General features: G+C 49.9%; 16 protein-coding genes. 5 read left to right on the top strand and 11 right to left on the bottom strand.

What is annotated here, in order from left to right; translation table 11 throughout:
* Positions 1-20: 20 nt before the first annotated feature.
* The 3 genes from MHM93_RS04065 to MHM93_RS04055 all read right to left on the bottom strand — a co-directional run bounded on the left by MHM93_RS04065 (position 21) and on the right by MHM93_RS04055 (position 2,725).
* A complete protein-coding gene (locus MHM93_RS04065; protein WP_239448143.1) occupies positions 21-425 on the bottom strand; it encodes an adenylyltransferase/cytidyltransferase family protein in 405 nt (134 codons plus the stop codon).
* Positions 415-1,491, bottom strand: a complete 1,077-nt coding sequence (locus MHM93_RS04060) for a CDP-glycerol glycerophosphotransferase family protein (protein WP_239448142.1) — start codon at positions 1,489-1,491, stop codon at positions 415-417. The genes MHM93_RS04065 and MHM93_RS04060 overlap by 11 nt, the downstream gene beginning before the upstream one ends.
* A 133-nt stretch (positions 1,492-1,624) precedes the next feature.
* Positions 1,625-2,725 carry a phosphoribosylaminoimidazolesuccinocarboxamide synthase gene (locus MHM93_RS04055; protein ID WP_239448141.1) on the bottom strand — a complete coding sequence of 367 codons (1,101 nt, stop codon included), beginning with the start codon at positions 2,723-2,725 and terminating at the stop codon, positions 1,625-1,627.
* 255 nt (positions 2,726-2,980) lie between these two features.
* On the opposite strand from MHM93_RS04055, the gene MHM93_RS04050 reads away from it, so the two are divergent.
* The 4 genes from MHM93_RS04050 (at position 2,981) to MHM93_RS04035 (ending at position 6,618) form a co-directional block, all read left to right on the top strand.
* Positions 2,981-4,015, top strand: a complete 1,035-nt coding sequence (locus MHM93_RS04050) for a CDP-glycerol glycerophosphotransferase family protein (protein WP_239448140.1) — start codon at positions 2,981-2,983, stop codon at positions 4,013-4,015.
* 83 nt (positions 4,016-4,098) lie between these two features.
* Positions 4,099-4,797, top strand: coding sequence for an ABC transporter ATP-binding protein (locus tag MHM93_RS04045; protein ID WP_239448207.1), 699 nt, complete (start codon positions 4,099-4,101; stop codon positions 4,795-4,797).
* Positions 4,794-6,119 (top strand): ABC transporter permease, encoded by a 1,326-nt coding sequence (locus tag MHM93_RS04040; protein ID WP_239448139.1) that lies wholly within the window; start codon positions 4,794-4,796, stop codon positions 6,117-6,119. The genes MHM93_RS04045 and MHM93_RS04040 overlap by 4 nt, the downstream gene beginning before the upstream one ends.
* Before the next feature lie 7 nt (positions 6,120-6,126).
* Positions 6,127-6,618, top strand: a complete 492-nt coding sequence (locus MHM93_RS04035) for a DUF3299 domain-containing protein (protein ID WP_022943344.1) — start codon at positions 6,127-6,129, stop codon at positions 6,616-6,618.
* 39 nt (positions 6,619-6,657) lie between these two features.
* Here the strand turns inward: MHM93_RS04035 and mutM are convergent, their stop codons facing one another.
* Both mutM and MHM93_RS04025 read right to left on the bottom strand, forming a co-directional pair.
* Complete coding sequence (gene mutM / locus MHM93_RS04030) at positions 6,658-7,467, bottom strand: bifunctional DNA-formamidopyrimidine glycosylase/DNA-(apurinic or apyrimidinic site) lyase (protein WP_239448138.1); 810 nt, start codon at positions 7,465-7,467, stop codon at positions 6,658-6,660.
* A gap of 3 nt (positions 7,468-7,470) precedes the next feature.
* Positions 7,471-7,962: a hypothetical protein gene (locus tag MHM93_RS04025; RefSeq protein WP_022943342.1), complete on the bottom strand. Its 492-nt coding sequence runs from the start codon at positions 7,960-7,962 to the stop codon at positions 7,471-7,473.
* Between the two features lie 128 nt (positions 7,963-8,090).
* Between MHM93_RS04025 and MHM93_RS04020 the strand changes: the two genes are divergently transcribed.
* Entirely contained in the window at positions 8,091-9,014 is a 924-nt protein-coding gene (locus MHM93_RS04020) for a manganese-dependent inorganic pyrophosphatase (RefSeq protein WP_045979250.1), read from the top strand.
* 44 nt (positions 9,015-9,058) lie between these two features.
* Here MHM93_RS04020 and MHM93_RS04015 read toward each other — a convergent pair whose 3' ends face one another.
* The 6 genes from MHM93_RS04015 to thiC are packed head-to-tail and all read right to left on the bottom strand — an operon-like array spanning position 9,059 to position 15,312.
* Positions 9,059-9,814 carry a HesA/MoeB/ThiF family protein gene (locus tag MHM93_RS04015; protein WP_239448137.1) on the bottom strand — a complete coding sequence of 252 codons (756 nt, stop codon included), beginning with the start codon at positions 9,812-9,814 and terminating at the stop codon, positions 9,059-9,061.
* Complete coding sequence (thiE, locus tag MHM93_RS04010; protein ID WP_239448136.1) at positions 9,804-11,348, bottom strand: thiamine phosphate synthase; 1,545 nt, start codon at positions 11,346-11,348, stop codon at positions 9,804-9,806. The genes MHM93_RS04015 and thiE overlap by 11 nt, the downstream gene beginning before the upstream one ends.
* Positions 11,345-12,142: a thiazole synthase gene (locus MHM93_RS04005; RefSeq protein ID WP_239448135.1), complete on the bottom strand. Its 798-nt coding sequence runs from the start codon at positions 12,140-12,142 to the stop codon at positions 11,345-11,347. The genes thiE and MHM93_RS04005 overlap by 4 nt, the downstream gene beginning before the upstream one ends.
* Complete coding sequence (gene thiS, locus MHM93_RS04000; protein WP_022943337.1) at positions 12,143-12,340, bottom strand: sulfur carrier protein ThiS; 198 nt, start codon at positions 12,338-12,340, stop codon at positions 12,143-12,145.
* Positions 12,341-12,355: 15 nt separating this feature from the next.
* Positions 12,356-13,363 carry an FAD-dependent oxidoreductase gene (locus MHM93_RS03995; RefSeq protein WP_239448134.1) on the bottom strand — a complete coding sequence of 336 codons (1,008 nt, stop codon included), beginning with the start codon at positions 13,361-13,363 and terminating at the stop codon, positions 12,356-12,358.
* On the bottom strand, positions 13,363-15,312 hold the full coding sequence (gene thiC / locus MHM93_RS03990; RefSeq protein ID WP_045979244.1) for a phosphomethylpyrimidine synthase ThiC: 1,950 nt from the start codon (positions 15,310-15,312) through the stop codon (positions 13,363-13,365). Before thiC ends, MHM93_RS03995 begins: the two co-directional genes overlap by 1 nt.
* Between the last annotated feature and the right edge of the window lie 59 nt (positions 15,313-15,371).

Here is a 15,371-nt window from a genome sequence, read left to right as displayed (position 1 = left end):
CTTGCAAGTGGACTTTGACGTTAGCAGAACTCTGGCTGGCGCACCACCTCAATTATCTCTGTAGTAGAAATAGAGGGAGTACGGGGTAAGTAGACGACCTCACATACCTCTTTGAGGTCATCGAACTTACCTTGCCAATCATCGCCCATCACTAGCATATCCGCATTGTAGGTTTCAATATAATGGCGCTTGAGTTCTAAAGACTGCTCTAAGAACACATCGGATACACACTTTAACGCGGCAATGATATTCATACGATCTGCTTGCGCATAAACTGGAGCGCGGCCTTTTTTTCGTATATTAAGGGCATCGGAAGATACCCCCACGATCAGCTCGTCGCCAAGCGCTGCGGCACGTTCTAGGATATTGACATGGCCGACATGAAATACATCAAAAGTACCGAACGTTATTATTTTAGTTGTCATATAGGTAGCTTACTATTCTCTTCGCACTGTTGCCGTCAAGCCTCCCTGCTAGGCGTTCTATCGTGGTTTGGTTTTGTTGGTTATGAAATTTTTGTGGCTGATGTAACGCCTCTTCAATGGCCCTTATCACATCAGAAGGGCTATCTGCTTTAAAGCACAGCGGCTCAAAGTAGGAGATATCATCGTCTAAACGCGCTTTAAAGCGGTACGCAAAAGGCCCTCGGTAAGACCATCTGAGCTTGTAGAAGTTGCACCACACTACCGGCTTGCCCAACGCAAAGAATTCAAAGATAGCCGACGACGCATCCGACACCAAGACATCAGCGAGCGCCATAAAAGGGACTAAATTAAACTCTTCCAGTTGACTCACATACACATGCTCATACTGCTGCCATCGCTGTAATAAGCGTTGATGCTTTTGATATTTGTCTTTTGTTTGCGAAAAATAATGCGGCTTAATAATTACATTGCAGTATGTCAGGTTTGCCAGCCAGTTTTTAGGCAGTCGCTCCAGCGAGCTTGGATAAAAAGTCGGAGCGTAAAGCACCGTGGGCTTGCTGGCATCAAGGCCAAAATCTTCATGGCTTGGTAACGGATACTGTGGTTGACTCAATAATGGGTCTAACTTGGCGTATCCAGTGTCAATAAACGTCGAGTCTGGATAGAGTGTGTGTAAGCGGTTCAAACGGTGCTGACCTTCAACAAAGCGCACTGAAGTTGCATTATTCGAGGCATCATAGTAACACGCCTTGGGGCCAATGCCGTGCTGCATCAACGCCGTTTTTACTATGCTATTTAGCTCTACAATAGCCGCGAAAGCCTTACCAAATATAACCCAATCAGCGCCGCATTGACGATAAAACGCGAGAGCTTGTGATTCACTTTGCAGCCAATGCGCATTTAAGTTATGAGCCTTTATTGCATATTCTGCGGCCGCATTGAGCGCCGTGTCTTCTTGCTTATAAAGCACCACCACGGTCTGTGCACCACGTTGATTAAGCTCATCGATAACAGGTAAATATTGAGGCAAGTAGTACAGGTGTAAAACGTCGAAAAAAACCTTCATACAACGGTGCAAAGCGGAAAAAACATTCGCCCATCATACTAAAAAACCGAATTGTTTGCCTAATTGTACCCTGACTACCTATAAAAATGCCGCCAATATCGTTATGGCGGCATACTTTGTAACCCGAATAGGACTAATCAATAAGCTGATATTGCTCCTTGAGCACCGCTATAATTTCACTGCGCGGGTCGGTAGGAATTTGCAGTGACTCGCCAATGATTTTACTAGCAATGCCAACGTAAGTGTCAGACACTTGCATCATTACTTCAACCGGCAACTTATAGTCTTGGGCGAGTTGCTCACGCTCAGCCATGCGCTCTTTATTTAGCAACACATCGCTGTCGGGTACATTATTGATAAGCAGCTGGCGAAAACCCTCTTTGGAGTTTTCAATAATTTTACCATCGCGGTATGCGGGACCATCCCAAATACGTGAAGAGTCTGGCGTACCTACCTCATCAATGTAGATTAACTGCTCATTGCCCTGCATGTCTTCGACGTAACCAAATTCGAACTTAGTATCGACAAAGATTTGATCTAACTTCGCCAGCTCAGCGCTGATCACATTAAATCCTTGCACCAATAAGTGCTCATACTTTGCCACATCAGCTGCTGAGCTAAAGTTGAATGCATCTAGGTTATCGGTGATGTTTTTGCGCGTGATGTTTACATCATCCACGGCTGGCACGTCATCTAGCCCCTCAATAATGCCCTTGGTCGATGGCGTGATCAGCACTTCGTCTAACTTTTGGTTCGCGGTGAGCCCCTCAGGTAGGTCGATGCCGCAGAAAGAGCGGATGCCTTTGGCGTAGTCACGCCACATGCTACCAGTGATATATTGACGAGCAATGGCTTCCACTTTTACTGTTTTGGCTTTACGCACAATCCATACGTATGGGTGTGGAATATCCACAATATGGTTGCCAGCAAGTCTAGCGGCATCAAATTGTTTAAACCAGTGCGCAGCCACAGCATTCAGTGCAATGCCCTTGCCTGGAATGCCGTTTAAGCCCTGCTCACCTTGCCAAATACAATCAAACGCCGAGATCCGATCGGAGATAACCATAATTGCCAACTCGGTCCCCTGTGGCACCGCATACCCTTTCTCTGCAATTAAGCGAGCACTGTCTTGCTCGGTTAACCAGTAAACGGAACGCACTTTGCCGCTGTGCACCGGACCTTGAGTGCGAATAGGTAGATCATCGTTTACATCTAAGACTTTGTAGTTGCTCATGGTTACTCCAAACAAGGGCTAATTTCGATACACCGACCGAGGCTGTGAGCGCGCTATGATAGTTCAGCTGGCAGCGAAGATAAAGATAATCGCCGCAACAAAGCGGACTTTTGTCCTATCTTTTTTATTCTTGGCACTGGTTAGCCCTTGTACCTGTCATTTAAAGTTAATATTGCGGTAAACTAAACAACATCTTTTTGCTATAGGGGCACGACGGTGGATTTAGCGAGCAGCACTCAGGGCAAGCGATACCTTATGTATATTTCGCAAAATTACTCCTATGCGATCTTACGCCCTTTACAACAGGTTATCCGCGCTCACGGCGGCGAAGTAAAGTGGTTTTTACAAGGCGATGAAGTTAACCCTGATTTCCTAGCTGCGGACGAATCTCAGTTATCAACCGTTGATGCGATTCGTCAGTGGCAGCCTCACGCAGCGTTTGCACCAGCGAATATCATGCCCACCTTTTTTCCCGGTAAGAAGGTCGCTGTGTTTCATGGCTTTGACGCGGGCAAGTTAAATAGTCGCGGCAAAAACGACCATTTCACCATTCGTGGTTGCTTTGATTTGTACTGTACTCAAGGCCCAAATACCACTGAGCCCTTTACCCAGTTAGCCAAGCAACATGGTTTTTTTCGTGTCCGCGAAACGGGTTGGTCAATGCTCGACCCACTGTTTAGTCCCACATCTAATAACCCTTTTAGCAGCAATGACTCGCGCCCGACTTTATTGATTTGTTCAACCTTTTCCAAGCGCTTGTCACTGGCCCCAGTGTTGGTTGAGCGCATTAAAGAGCTTCGCGATAGCGGTAAATACCGTATTTTAGTGCAGTTCCACCCGAAGATGAGTGCAGATATCGTGGCGCAATATAAAGCCATGCAAAATGACAGTCTCAGCTTTGTTGAAACTGACAATGTTATTCCCCTGTTGCAAGCAGCGGACGTGATGCTCTGTGATACTTCTTCGATTCTACTGATGTTTTTATTACTGCGTCGCCCGGTGGTTACTTTTAATAATCAAGCCCCTGCAGCGCACCTTCTCAATGTAACCGATGCGACGCAGGTTGAAGCGGCAATAGACCAAGCGCTGACCCGACCGCCTGAGTTAATGGCTAATATCGAGTCTTTCTGCCAGCAACTGCATCCCTATCAAGATGGTCGCTCAAGTGAGCGCGTATTGGCGGCAACTAATGATTTAATTATCAGTGACGGCGCTGAGCTAAAAGCCAAGCCCCTTAACTTGCTGCGCCAGTTTAAGATGCGTAAAAAATTGGCATATTGGCGTTGGTAACGGGCCATTGATCGCATTGCGCTGGCCCTAAAACATGACTGTGATACAGTAACAACAATTGCAAGTCAGCGGTATTGAACGTGATGATTGAAATAGAAAAGCTATGGTTTTCTTGGCATGGTGAACACCACACGCCCACTCTAGCAATAGACTCGTTGCACATAAAAAAAGGTGAGCATGTTTTTTTACACGGCCCCAGCGGCACCGGTAAATCAACGCTCCTGTCGTTACTGGCGGGGATCCAAACCCCGCAACGCGGGCACATTCGCATTGCCGATACCAATCTCAGCGCCCTGAGCAGCGCCAAACGCGACCAGTTTCGTGCCGATCACCTTGGCTATATTTTTCAAAACTTTAATTTACTGCCCTACCTTAGCCCTATCGACAATGTCACCTTGGCCCTGGCTTTTTCCGCTGTTCGCCGCCAACGAGCGCAACGCGCCGGTATGGCAATGAACGAACTGGCAGCCACCTTGCTTACTCAGCTCGGTTTAGATGCGAGCCATCATCATCAAGCGGTTAATACCTTGAGTATCGGTCAGCAGCAACGAGTAGGCGCAGCGCGAGCGGTCATTGGTGAGCCCGAAGTGATCATCGCCGATGAACCCACCTCTGCCCTTGATGAGGACAACCGCAAGGCGTTTATCGAGTTGCTGTTCGAGCAAACCGACAAGACCGGCGCCACGGTGGTGTTTGTGAGCCATGAAAAGTCCCTCGCGCCGCTGTTCTCCAAGGTGGTGAGCCTAAGTGAAGTTAATCAGCTTGCAGGAGTGGCGTCATGATTTTGCTAAAACTCGCCAGCAAAAGCTTATTTAACCGTAAGGCCAGCGTGTTACTCAGTGTCTTGACCATTGCCATTAGCGTTATGATGCTGTTGAGTATTGAACGAGTGCGCGTGGATGCCAAATCAAGCTTCGCCAATACCATCTCGGGCACCGACTTGATTGTTGGCGCACGTACCGGCGATATCCAACTATTGCTAGCTTCAGTGTTTCGCATTGGCCATATGAACAATGGCGTTAGCTGGCAAAGCTATCAAGCCATTAGTAGTAAGCCCGGCGTTGCTTGGAGTATTCCACTGTCGCTCGGTGATGCCCACAAGGGCTTTGCAGTAATCGGCACCGACTTAAGTTATTTTGAGCACTTTCGCTATGCTAAGAAGCAGCCCTTGCGCTTTGCCCAAGGCCACGCTTTTGCCGGCGTAAACGATGTCGTGCTTGGCGCTGACGTTGCTCGCTCATTGGGCTATCAACTTGGCGACAACATTGTCGTTGCTCATGGCATGGGCAACACCAGCTTCCACCAACATGATGATAACCCTCTGACCATCGTTGGTATACTGGCGCCGACCGGCACCCCGGTCGATAAATCGGTGCATGTGCCGTTAAAAGCAATTGCGCTGATGCATGGCAGCGCTCAAGCGCCCGACTCGCACGAGCACGAGCACGAGCACGAGCACGATGAGCATACTACTCACCCAAGCGAACACCATGAACATGACCAACACCATGGGCATAAACACGCATCGCCAGCAGATTTAGTCGGTACACCGAAGCAGATTAGCGCCTTTTTACTTGGCTTCGACAGCCCACTATACAGCTTACAAGTACGTCACAATATCAACCAATATCAGCCTGAGCCATTAATGGCGATTATGCCCACCGTAACCCTGAGTCAACTCTGGGAAATGCTTGCCATCGTGGAAAAAATCTTGCTGTTGTTTTCCTTGGTGGTGGTCAGTGTCAGTCTGCTAGGAATGCTTACCACCTTGCTGGCAAACCTGTCGCAACGGCGCCGGGAGCTCGCTATTTTACGTTCTGTGGGCGCCAAGCCGTGGCATATTTTTTCCTTAATGAGTATGGAAGCCGTGCTGATCAGCGTTATTGGTACCGCCTTGGGGTGTGGCTTATTTTACGCGGCCATGTGGGCCAGTCAGTCTTTACTGCAAGCTCATGCCGGCATTAGCTTGAATATCACTCCTTTGTCAGGCTATGAACTGAGCTTAGTCGCAGGTATCATTATCGCTGGCTGGATTGTCGGTATACTGCCGGCAGCACGCGCTTATTTCTACTCGCTAAACGATGGTATGAGCATTAAAACCTAGGATATTTATGAAGTTTATTTACGCAAGTTTGGTGCTTTTGAGCACCGCTTTGACAGGCTCGGCAATGGCCAATGAGCCCCTGGAGATTTTTTGGGAAGACCTGGTGCCAGAAGGTCATGTTGCCGTCGATACACGCAATAATTCATCAAGCCACGAAGGCAGTGAGCAAAACTGGGTGCAGCCAAATTTAGATGCCCCAGTGGTACAAAAATACAATGGCAAAACCGTAAGTCTTCCCGGCTTTGTGGTGCCTTTAGAGGGAGACAACGAGTCCATAACTGAGTTTCTCTTAGTGCCTTATTTTGGCGCGTGTATCCATGTTCCGCCACCACCACCGAATCAAATTGTGCATGTGACCATGAAAAATGGTGTTCCGATCGATAGCCTCTATGACGCGATAGTGGTGACCGGGGTCATGCAAGCTGATAGCTGGAGCGGTGAAATCGCAAAAACCGGCTACAAAATAGCTGGCGTCGGTGTTGCTCCCTTCGAGCTGTAGCAAAATCAATTGGCCAAGGAGATCCCTTGGCCGCCCACCTCAGCGCTGACACTTTTTACAGTAAACCGTTGAGCGCCCGCCCAAACGTATTTCCGTCAGCGTAGTCGCACAACTTGTACAAGGCTCCCCTTTACGGCCATAGACTAATAATTGCTGCGCAAAGTAACCGGGTTTACCATCGCTTTGGGAGAAATCTTTTAATGTCGTGCCCCCCTGCTCAATCGCCGCCGCGAGGGTCTCCTTTATTAACGGTGTGAGCTTTTGATAGCGTGCAAGACTGACTTTCCCGGCTTCGCGTTTAGGGTGAATCCCGGCTTTGAACAAAGATTCATTGGCATAGATATTACCGACTCCAACCACCACCTGGTTATCCATAATAAATTGCTTAATGGGTTGCTTTTTGTTACGAGAGCGCGCAAACAGCCACTGCGCATCAAAGTCAGCGGTCAGTGGCTCTGGCCCTAATTTTTGGAATACCGAGTGCACACTGTCCAGAGGCTGCCACAGACATGCGCCAAAGCGGCGCGAGTCATTAAGGCGCAAACTCAGGCCGTTCGCAAACTGAAACTCAATATGATCGTGCTTTTTTAACGCCGTGTTGCTATCAACAACCCGCAAATGTCCGGACATACCCAGGTGTAAAATCACCGCTCCCTCATCGCAGTGCAACAGCAAATATTTTGCACGACGGCTTACCTGGGTAATGACTTTACCCGCAAGGGCATAGACCTGTTCGCTCACCGGCCAACGCAGTTGCGGTTGATGAACATTTACTTGGGTAATGGTTTGCCCCTCAATGTGAGGGGCAATGCCTAAACGGCTTACTTCGACTTCGGGAAGCTCAGGCATAAGTTAGTTACTCGCTAATTGTATAAACAGCTGTTGCGCTTGATGTGTCGTTAAGCTATACCAGCGCTGCTGTTGCTTGTTAAATAATCGATAGTGCTGCTGGTCTTTATAGAGCACATAAACATAGGGGGTTGGCTCTCCTGCAAGCGTTAAGGTTGCGGCTAAAAGAGGCGCTCCGCCAAGCGGCTCAGCTAACGGCGCTCTTTGTTGTTGCCAAGCGCGAACATTAGCTTCTAGCGTTTGAATGTCAGCGCTTGGTTGCGCCGCATCGCTGTCCTGTTGCATACGCCAGCTGGTGCCAATACGCTCAATTTTTATGCCGGGATATTCTAAAGTAAGAATATAACTCTGCGCTGGTAACAAGGGTTGCGGTCCTTTAGGTTCATCATCGCCACCAAGCCTATGATGTAAGCCATTGAACACAAAGATCATAATCAACATGGCGAAAATAATTAAGTTATTCCACCCTTTGCGCGAAAGTTTAATTGCAGCCATGGTTTATGCCCTATAGAAATTAATCCTCCCAGTGTAACCAAAAAGTCGTGCCCAAGCAGCCCATTTGCCGCTACCGCAGAGCTAAAAATTATTGCTACAATAACGGCAAAATATTTAGGAGAGTCGATATGGCAATGTATGTAGTGGGACACAAGATCCCTGATTCTGATTCGATCTGCGGTGCAATTGCACTGGCGTACTTAAAAAATCAAATTGGTGAAGAGGCGATCCCAACGCGTTTAGGCGAGGTATCACCGGAAACCCAGTTCATCCTTGACCGTTTTGGCTTCGAAGCGCCAGAACTGAAAATGAGCTACGCTGGGGAAGAGGTGTATATTGTTGACCACACCGAGAAAACTCAAGCCCCTGATGATATTGACCAAGCGACTGTAGTCGGCGTGGTCGATCACCACAAACTAGGCGATTTAACCACATCCACACCGCTTGAATGTTGGATTCGCCCGGTCGGCTGCTCAAACACCATCATTAAAATGATGTATGACTTCTACGGCGTCGATATTCCAAAAGATATCGCTGGTTTGATGATGTGCGCTATTTTAAGTGACACGGTGATTTTCAAGTCACCGACTTGCACCACCGCCGATATCAAGTGTGTTGAGGCCCTTGCAGAGATCGCTGGTGTTGACGATGCCAAAGAGCTCGGCATGGAAATGTTCAAGGTTAAATCAGCCGTTGAAGGCACGCCAGTGCGTGATTTGGTCATGCGTGACTTTAAAGACTTCAATATGAATGGCAACCTAGTGGGCATCGGTCAGTTAGAGGTTATCGACCTGGCGGTATTTGACAACATAAAAGCCGAATTACATGCTGATCTTGCTAAGCTTAAAGAAGAGGGCAGCCGCCACAGTGTGCTGTTGTTGCTCACCGACATCATGAACGAAGGCTCGCAAATGCTCATCGCTTCCGCTGACGAAGGTATCATCGAAAGAGCCTACGGCGAACAAGTCGCTGACTCTCAGGTATGGTTGGACGGCGTACTTAGTCGCAAAAAGCAGGTAGTGCCACCGCTGCAAGACGCATTTGCAGGTTAATCCCCGCTTTTTAGTATGTTAAGCCAGCAACCTCGCTGGCTTTTTTATTGCCCGCAACAGGGGCACTGCGGGTTTTTCTGTAATTGTATTGCCCTATGGCGCAAAGTCTCGCCATCAACACAGTGCAACACGGCCGCTCCATTGCCCTTAAGCAAATAGTTAATGGCGAGCATGGCCTGTTGTGCACCGACAATGCCCAGTAAGGGCGAAATCACCCCGAGTGTGGCGCAATTAGCGGTGGGGTTATCGCTGTGCGGCGGAAACAGACAGGCATAACAGGGAGAGGTGCTATCACCAAAGTCGAACAACGCAAGGTGTCCTTGATGTCCCACCGCAGCGCCGCTAATTAGCGGCACCTGCGCCTCTTTGCAGGTTTTATTGAGCAGATAACGGGTTTCAAAGTTATCACTGCAATCAAGCACTAAATCACACCCCGACAACGCCGTGCTTAAAGTGTGTGTGCTCGCCCGTTGGCACAGCGGCTCGAGGGTAATATCGCTATTTAGACTGGCTAACACTTTACTCGCCGCCTTCGTTTTAGCTTGCCCAAGATGATTAAGCTTGAACAAAATTTGCCGCTGGAGGTTAGATAGCTCGACCTCATCATCATCCATAAACCGCACTCTGCCCACGCCACTGGCGGCAAGGTAAAGCAGCGCGGGGCTGCCTAAGCCGCCGCAACCGACCACCAGCACGGTGGCTTGCTTTAGGCGCAACTGCCCCGCCTCACCCACATCATCAAGCAATATATGCCGGGCGTAACGGATACGTTCTTTGTTACTGAGCGCGTCACTGTTCACTGCGCCCGTCCTTGATTGCTTGCTGTAACTGCGCAATCGCCTGTGCAGGATGCTCTGCTTCGGTTATCGCCCGAACCACGGCGACACTGCCGACACCGGTATTGACCACCGCAGCGATACGCGTCAAATCTATGCCACCAATGGCCACCGTGGGGTAGTGAGCGTGCATCAATGGCACAAAGTGACGCAGCTTTTGCAGTCCCTGAATTTGCCCAGTCATATCCTTGGTAGTGGTTGGGTAAATCGCGCCCAAGGCGATATAGCTGGGCCGGTAATTGTGCGCTAGCAGCATTTCATAAAAGCCATGAGTAGAGAGGCCTAAGCGCAGGCCGGCATCTTGAATAGCGCGCAGGTTGGCATTATGTAAATCCTGTTGCCCCAGATGCACACCGTAAGCGCCATGCTTTAACGCTAACTGCCAGTGATCATTGATAAACACCTGAGCATCGTGGGCACGCCCCAAGGCAATGGCCTGCTTGATAGCTTCTTCTAACTGCTCGCCATGGCAGTCTTTCATGCGCAGTTGCACGGTTTTGACGCCGTGCTCCAAGCACAGCTGCAACCAATCAACACTGTCGACCACAGCGTAAAGCCCAAGTTGCTGTGGGCAAGGCGCGAATCCGGCGGCATAGTTAAAATCGGCAGCACATGGAAAATCAAGCTCGTCGCCAAGCCAACTACCGGGCTCGATCACTTGCGGAAAATCAGCAAGTTCACTCGGCCAATTCGTTTGCGCTACAGGGCCGATGCCTTCGCCGTAGCGCTGCGCGCTTTTCAACCCGGCATTAATATAGGCTTTGCCAAGAATAAAGGCATCTTTAAGCGGATACCCCTTAGCCAAGCAACTAGCAATAACGGACGACAACGTACACCCCGTGCCATGGCTGTGGGGAGTGGTGATGGTGGCGTTGCCAAGCCAATATTCTTGTTCACCTTCGCGGCAGTAATCAACACAATACCCTTGTGGATAGTCCCAATGTCCGCCTTTAATCACCACACTTTTTGCCCCCCACTGCTGCAATCGTTTCGCTGCTTCACGCAACGCATCGGGGCCAATAAGGTATATGCCGGTGAGCATTTGTGTTTCATGGACGTTGGGAGTGATTACATCAACCAAAGGCAATAAATGGGTTTTAATGGCATCGGCAATATCTTCTTGAGCGTCTTCCTCAATCAGACTATCACCACTTGTGGCAATGGCCACCGGGTCGTAAACCACATGAGGAGGGCACGACCAGTTGTCGCGATAAGAACGTAAATGTTCGGCTACCAGTTGGATTTGCTGCACATTGGCGAGCATCCCTATCTTGATTGCTTGGGGACGAAGGTCATTGGCTAAGGCTTGCAATTGTGACTCCAGCACCGCCTGTGTCACAGGATTTAGTGCTTCCACGCCCAGGCTATTTTGTGCTGTCAGTGCGGTAATGGCGCTACATCCATGCACACAAAAGCTGTGCATCGCTTTTAAGTCGGCTTGAATGCCTGCGCCACCGCTGCTATCAGAGCCGGCAATGGTCCATACTACTTCACTCATATATCCTCACTCATTGTGTGCCATGCAGGCATGCCCAACGTCGGCGTTGACGGCACAGCGGTCGACTTTTCCACCATGGGCCCTGCTAAATAACTTTGTCTGCCAGCCACGGTGGCATTGGCAAAGGCTTGTGCCATCACCACAGGGTCGTTGGCTCCTGCTATGGCCGAGTTTAGTAGCACGGCATCCACGCCCATTTCCATGGCTTGGCAGGCGTGAGAAGGCAACCCTAACCCGGCATCGACAATCAGCGTAACATCAGGTAAACGCTCGCGAATGGTATGCAATGCATAGGGGTTTAGTATGCCTTTGCCAGTACCGATGGGCGCGGCCCAAGGCATAATCACCTCACAGCCGGCGCTCACTAAACGCTGGCACACTACCAGATCATCGGTGCAATAAGGAAGCACCTTAAAACCCTGTGCCAATAATTGCTCAGCAGCTGTAACTAGGGCGATAGGGTCTGGCTGCAAGTTGTAGTCATCACCAATGAGTTCGAGCTTTATCCAGTCGGTGGCGAAAACCTCACGACACATTTGTGCCAAGGTCATCACCTCTTGCACACTGTGGCAACCTGCGGTGTTGGGCAGCACCGTTAACCCGGTATCTTTGATCAGCTGCCAAAAGTCATCTCCTCCAGCGTAAGAGTTCTGCCGACGCAGAGACACCGTGACGATTTCACTGCCACTGGCGGCAATCGCTTGATGCATGCATTGCGGCGATGGGTATAAGGCGGAGCCAATCAGCAGCCGGCTGCTGAAAGACTGACCATAGATAATCAAAGCGTCGCTCATCTAACCTCCTTGAATGGGTGCAAGGATATCCACTTTATCGCCTTCTTTCAGGGCTGTGTGCCCATAGTCTTGCTGCGCGACAAAGTGGCCATTAACAGCGGCGGCGAACGGCGGTTTAGCCGCAAACGCAGTGATTGCCTCACTCAATGCAGCCTGCTCTGGCACGGTAACAGGCGTTTCGTTTATATAAATCTGCATATCTTCACCTTGGTTTTATACGGCGGTATTAAACTGCGCCAATGCCCGCTTAACGACAATGGGCGCGAGCATGTAGCCATGGCGATATAAGCCATTAATGCTAATCACCTTGCCCCTTTGCTCAATATGTGGACGGTTATCGTTATAGGCAGGGCGCAGTCCAGCACGCAAGGACTCAACGGTGGCTTCAGCAAAGCCACTATGGACACTGTAAGCTGCGGACAACAGCTCTAAGGTAGAGCGCACCGTGATAGCTCGGGTATCTTGTGATTCAATTTCGGTGGCGCCAATGACATAGCGATGTTCTGGCTTAGGAGCGATATAAATCGGATAACGCGGATGCATAAGCCGCACCGGCCGGCTCAAGTGTACTTCAGGTGCATGCACTCTAGCGACCTCGCCACGGACACCCCGCAACGGGGTGTGCGCGGTTTTCGCTCCGATGCCGCGACAATCGATGACGGCTTGATAGTCTTGCGCTGCGAGCGCGTCAACGTTCACATCGGCGTTAAAGGTAAAGCGCACGCCACGACGTTTAAGGCTGAGGTAGCTGTGCTGATAAAAGCCTTGATTGTCGAGCTGTCCCTCGCATGGCAAGTATAGCCCTTTGCCAAAGCGCCCTGCCAGCTCGGGCTCCAGCGTCTGCAACTGGGTACCGTCAATGTCTTGCCCGGCAAAGCCCGCCAATGGCTTTAACTGTTTGCGGAAATGCGCCATGGCGCCCTGATCTTGGGGATGGGCAACAATAATACTGCCAGCTTGCTGAAACTGAACCGGTTCATTGAGCAAGGCCAAGAGTTTTGGCCATAATGCCAAAGCGGCAAGGCCATCCTCAGCGAGGTCTTGTTCACACAGTACCGATTCGGCCATTGGCGCAAGCATCGCAGCTGCCACATGTCCGGCACTACTGTGGCCATGCTCATCACCGCGTTCAAACACGTCAATATCATAGTGCTGGGCAAGCAGTAGTGCGGCCACCCGGCCGCACACACCAAAGCCAACAATGGCGATTTTTTGGGCCATTAATATACCTTATGGTAGAGCTCGCTGCCTGAGGCTTTAAACTCTTCTGATTTCGCCTGCATTTGCGACTCAACATCAACCATGCGAATACTGATTTCCTCGCCAAGGTTATTGGGATCGATGCCTTTAGACTCCAGATCTTTGGCGTAATCACGTACTTCCTGAGTGATTTTCATAGAGCAGAATTTTGGTCCACACATCGAGCAAAAATGCGCGACTTTTCCTGACTCTTGCGGCAAGGTTTCATCGTGATACTCGCGTGCTCGATCTGGGTCAAGACCCAAGTTGAATTGATCGAGCCAACGAAACTCGAAACGCGCTTTTGATAAGGCATTGTCCCGCTCTTGTGCCCCTGGGTGCCCTTTGGCCAAATCGGCTGCGTGAGCGGCAATCTTATAGGTGATTAAGCCTTCTTTTACATCTTCTTTGTTAGGCAGCCCTAAATGCTCCTTCGGCGTGACATAACACAACATCGCGCAGCCATACCAAGCGATTTGCGCAGCGCCAATGCCTGAAGTGAAGTGATCATAGCCTGGGGCAATATCGGTGGTTAGCGGGCCTAAAGTATAAAACGGCGCCTCGCCACAATGGGCTAACTGCTCGTCCATATTGTCTTTGATTAAATGCATCGGCACGTGACCCGGCCCTTCGATAAACACTTGCACATCATGCTGCCATGCTATTTTGGTAAGTTCGCCTAAGGTGCGTAGTTCACTGAACTGTGCTTCGTCATTGGCATCGGCAATCGACCCTGGACGCAGCCCATCGCCCAACGAGAAACAAATATCGTACTGCTTTAAAATTTCGCAAATGTCTTCAAAGTGGGTGTACAGGAAATTCTCTTGGTGATGCGCTAAACACCACTTCGCCATAATAGACCCCCCTCGGGAGACAATACCGGTCACCCGCTTTGCGGTCATAGGCACATAACGTAATAGCACCCCAGCATGGATGGTAAAATAATCGATGCCTTGCTCAGCTTGTTCAATCAGCGTATCACGGAAGATTTCCCAGGTAAGATCTTCGGCCACGCCATTAACTTTCTCAAGCGCCTGATAAATCGGCACAGTGCCTACAGGCACCGGCGAATTACGGATCACCCATTCTCTGGTTTCATGAATATAGCGCCCGGTTGATAAATCCATAATGGTGTCGGCCCCCCAGCGGGTGGACCATACGGTTTTTTCTACTTCTTCTTCGATGGATGAGCTAACCGACGAGTTACCGATGTTAGCATTAACTTTCACCAAGAAGTTACGCCCGATGATCATCGGCTCAGATTCGGGATGATTGATATTATTGGGGATCACTGCCCGCCCCCGTGCAACCTCATCACGGACAAACTCAGGGGTAATAAATTCGGGGATACTGGCACCAAAAGACTGACCTGGGTGCTGCTGAGCTAATAACTCTTTGCGCACCTCCGCACGGCCCATATTCTCGCGAATGGCAATGTACTCCATTTCTGGGGTAACGATCCCTTGGCGAGCGTAATGCATTTGCGTGACATTTTTACCCGCCTTAGCGCGGCGCACCTGCGGTAAATGCTCAAAGCGAATATGGTCAAGCCCTTCGTCAGCCATACGCTGCTGAGCAAACTGCGAGCTTTTATGATCTAATAGCTCGGTGTCATCACGCTCTGCAATCCAAGCCTGGCGGAATTTAGGCAGGCCTTTGCGCACATTGAGCTCAAAATCTGGATCAGTGTATGGCCCTGAGGTGTCATAAACACGAATAGGGTCGTTTTTTTCGTAGATGGGATCTTCTTCACTGCCGCCAACAAAGGTATCGCTTAATGCGATTTCCCGCATACCTACTCGCACTCCAGGCTGCGAGCCCTCAACATAGACTTTTTTGGAGTTGGGGAAAGGCTGCCCCGTAAGGTTGTGGATATATTCAGACGCCGCTTCGCGGCTTTGACGACGGCTTGGTTTGGTTTTTTGTGACATGACGCACCTCACTATTTTACTGAGTATTGGTCTTGTCTGGAGGCGATAGAGCCTGTGGT

Origin of the sequence: Pseudoalteromonas sp. MM17-2 (genome assembly GCF_022347945.1) — a bacterium.
GTDB lineage: Bacteria > Pseudomonadota > Gammaproteobacteria > Enterobacterales > Alteromonadaceae > Pseudoalteromonas > Pseudoalteromonas ruthenica.
The sequence above is the reverse complement of the archived record's forward strand: the minus strand, read 5'-3'. Positions and strand labels throughout refer to the sequence as shown.

Coding starts and splice junctions, on each gene's coding strand:
- MHM93_RS04045 (WP_239448207.1), top strand. CDS start 4,099: ATGATTGAAATAGAAAAGCTATGGTTTTCTTGGCATGGTGAACACCAC.
- MHM93_RS04005 (WP_239448135.1), bottom strand. CDS start 12,142: ATGAGCGACGCTTTGATTATCTATGGTCAGTCTTTCAGCAGCCGGCTG.
- MHM93_RS04040 (WP_239448139.1), top strand. CDS start 4,794: ATGATTTTGCTAAAACTCGCCAGCAAAAGCTTATTTAACCGTAAGGCC.
- MHM93_RS03995 (WP_239448134.1), bottom strand. CDS start 13,363: ATGGCCCAAAAAATCGCCATTGTTGGCTTTGGTGTGTGCGGCCGGGTG.
- thiC (WP_045979244.1), bottom strand. CDS start 15,312: ATGTCACAAAAAACCAAACCAAGCCGTCGTCAAAGCCGCGAAGCGGCG.
- thiE (WP_239448136.1), bottom strand. CDS start 11,348: ATGAGTGAAGTAGTATGGACCATTGCCGGCTCTGATAGCAGCGGTGGC.
- MHM93_RS04025 (WP_022943342.1), bottom strand. CDS start 7,962: ATGGCTGCAATTAAACTTTCGCGCAAAGGGTGGAATAACTTAATTATT.
- MHM93_RS04065 (WP_239448143.1), bottom strand. CDS start 425: ATGACAACTAAAATAATAACGTTCGGTACTTTTGATGTATTTCATGTC.
- thiS (WP_022943337.1), bottom strand. CDS start 12,340: ATGCAGATTTATATAAACGAAACGCCTGTTACCGTGCCAGAGCAGGCT.
- MHM93_RS04050 (WP_239448140.1), top strand. CDS start 2,981: ATGTATATTTCGCAAAATTACTCCTATGCGATCTTACGCCCTTTACAA.
- mutM (WP_239448138.1), bottom strand. CDS start 7,467: ATGCCTGAGCTTCCCGAAGTCGAAGTAAGCCGTTTAGGCATTGCCCCT.
- MHM93_RS04055 (WP_239448141.1), bottom strand. CDS start 2,725: ATGAGCAACTACAAAGTCTTAGATGTAAACGATGATCTACCTATTCGC.
- MHM93_RS04060 (WP_239448142.1), bottom strand. CDS start 1,491: ATGAAGGTTTTTTTCGACGTTTTACACCTGTACTACTTGCCTCAATAT.
- MHM93_RS04020 (WP_045979250.1), top strand. CDS start 8,091: ATGGCAATGTATGTAGTGGGACACAAGATCCCTGATTCTGATTCGATC.
- MHM93_RS04035 (WP_022943344.1), top strand. CDS start 6,127: ATGAAGTTTATTTACGCAAGTTTGGTGCTTTTGAGCACCGCTTTGACA.